At 60.7% G+C, this 1,774-nt stretch carries 2 protein-coding genes; one reads left to right on the top strand and one right to left on the bottom strand.

The genetic code is table 11. The annotated features are described in order from the left end of the window. Nucleotides 1-729: LuxR C-terminal-related transcriptional regulator (locus tag AAAB16_RS20815; RefSeq protein WP_340665045.1), on the top strand; the 729-nt coding region annotated here is incomplete at its 5' end. Between the two features lie 150 nt (nt 730-879). On the opposite strand, the gene AAAB16_RS20810 is transcribed toward AAAB16_RS20815, so the two are convergent. Then, entirely contained in the window at nt 880-1,722 is an 843-nt protein-coding gene (locus AAAB16_RS20810; protein ID WP_340665044.1) for a hypothetical protein, read from the bottom strand. Between the last annotated feature and the right edge of the window lie 52 nt (nt 1,723-1,774).

The following is a 1,774-nucleotide window of genomic DNA, read 5'->3' as shown; positions in this document are numbered from 1 at the left end:
ATCTACTACCTGGCCATGATCACCGTGGTGAAGTGCGAGCTGTGGCTGATGCGCGGGCAGACTGAGCTGGCCGGCGACTGGCTATATCGCCTGGCCACCACCTATAGCGGCGAGCAAGCCGCCGCCGCGCCGGAATACAACCCGCAACTGCCGCTGCACATCGAAATGCAGCAAGCAGTGCTGGAGCGTTTGCAAGGCCGACTGCCGGATGCCGAACGCCGCCTGCGCTCGCTGATCGCCCGCGCGCAAAGCGTGGGTGGACAGTTGATGGGCGGCTTTGCCCAAGTGCAACTGACCCTGCTGCTGCTCGACCAAGGCCGCGACCGCGAGGCGCAGCATCAGCTGTTTAGCAGTATGGAGTCGGCCATCGGTGGCGGTTTGTTGCCCTTTAACGAGCTGCTGCAAAAGCGTCCGCAGTGGTTGCGTGAACAACTGCTGCCACGCCCTGGCTGCCCGTTACGGGAAAAACTGCTGAGCGTGTTGCCCGAGGTGGAAGAGCAAGAAGCCGAGGTGATCGACAGTGGCATTCAGGCCGAAGCGCTAAGCGGGCGGGAGTTGGCCGTGCTGAAACTGATCGCGCAAGGCTGCTCCAACCAGGAAATCAGCGAGCAACTGTTTATCTCCCTGCACACGGTAAAAACCCATGCGCGGCATATCAACAGCAAGCTTGGGGTTGAGCGGCGCACCCAGGCGGTGGCTAGAGCCAAGGCGCTTGGGGTTCTGAGGTAGGGTGTGCTGTGCGCACCAAGGCGTAAACGCGGAAATTGCTTGGTGCGCGCAGCACACCCTACGAGATCAAAGCCCTGCACTTGGGGCGCGAGTGTCGTTTGCAGGGTTCGCCAGCAAGCTGGCTTCTACAAGATCTCGCGTCGCTGGCTGCTATGGCGCGGTGAGGTCCAATTTTTTCGCCGCAGGCTTAGCCGCCACCGGCTCCGCCAATTGCCTCTCCACATCCGTTTGAATCGCCACCAACGCTGGCAGCAGGTCATTCATGCTGCCGCGCACTTCGCTGTAGGCATGCTTAGCCGCCAACTCCTGCACCCGCGCCAGTACTTGCGGGCGCACTTGGGCATTCAGATGCACAAAGAGCTCCGGCAGTTGCTTGCTGATTTCCGCCGCATACAGCGCTAAATCCTCGCGGCCAAATTGCTTGGTCAGGCCCAAATAATCCAAGGCACTGGAGGTGAGCATGGCTGCCGCCTCTTTGGTGTCTTGCAAGCCTTGCAGGCGCACGGGGTTGCTTTGTTCGGGTTGCGACAGGGTCATCCAGAATTCGGTGGTAAGGGTGAATAGCACCGCTTGTTGGCGCAGCGAGTAGGTCATCAGCCCCAGCGCTTCGGCGCCATAAGGTTGCTGCACGGCGTGAAAGTCGAAGTACAGGCGCATCAACTCCTTTAGTTGGAACAGCAGCTCGCGCGCCTCGTTTTGCCGCAGTTCCAGCGGCGCGTAAATGTTCAGCTGCGGGCGGAAGTTTTCTTCGCTGACCATGCGTTGGTAAATCGGCCCGGTGAACTCGCCGCTGCGCCGGGGCAGGGCGTTGGCCTGGGTTTTGTCGAGGGTTTGCAGGGCTTCGACCAACTGGTGGTAGTCGCGGCTGCTCCAGGGTTTCTGGATGTCGGGGATTTTCTGCCCCAGATAAAACAGCTCGGCGGCCGGCGCCAGACGGGTAACAACCAACAAAAGGATGGCCAGCGGCCAGAGCAGGCGGCGTGTTAGCTTCATCGACGGGGCGTTCCGGCAGAGGGTTTTTATAGGTATGGGTGCGAGAGTACCC

The organism is Pseudomonas sp. (genome assembly GCF_037994325.1).
Lineage (GTDB): Bacteria > Pseudomonadota > Gammaproteobacteria > Pseudomonadales > Pseudomonadaceae > Aquipseudomonas.
This window is presented reverse-complemented; position numbering and strand designations above follow the sequence as displayed.